The sequence below is a fragment of the Actinacidiphila sp. bgisy167 genome, assembly GCF_057707665.1.
The window spans coordinates 1-561 of record NZ_JBYIQP010000237.1; the positions used below are offsets into that span (position 1 = coordinate 1).

At 74.0% G+C, this 561-nt stretch carries 1 protein-coding gene; it reads left to right on the plus strand.

What is annotated here, in order from left to right:
- A partial coding sequence (locus tag AC3ET4_RS30960) for an Ig-like domain repeat protein (RefSeq protein ID WP_431955314.1) occupies positions 1 to 561 on the plus strand: 561 nt, incomplete at both ends.

Sequence of the window (561 nt, forward strand, 5' to 3'; positions counted from 1 at the left end):
ACCTTCGGCGACGGCACCGAGGCGGTGACCGCCCCCCTGACCGGCGGCCAGGCCACCACCACCCACACCTACACCTCACGCGCCGGCACCCCCTACACCGTCACCGCCGCCTACGGCGGCGACACCGACTTCACCGCGTCCACGGCGACGGGAACCCAACGGGTCTCCCGATCCGACACCGCCACCACGATCAGCTCCTCACCCGCGCCCTCCACAGCCGGCGAACAGACCACCCTCACCGCCACCGTCACCCCCACCGCGCCGGGCGCCGGGACCCCCACCGGCACCGTCACCTTCACCTTCGGCGACGGCACCGAGGCGGTGACCGCCCCCCTGACCGGCGGCCAGGCCACCACCACCCACACCTACACCACCGCCCGAACAGCCCCCTACACCGTCACCGCCACCTATGACGGCGACCTCGACTTCCGCACCTCCACGGCCTCCGGCACCCATGCCGTGGGCCGGGCGGCGTCGGTGACGACGGTGGCCGGTGTTCCGGATCCGTCGGTGGCCGGGCAGAGTGTGGCGTTCTCGGCGACGGTGGCCTCGGCGGTGCCG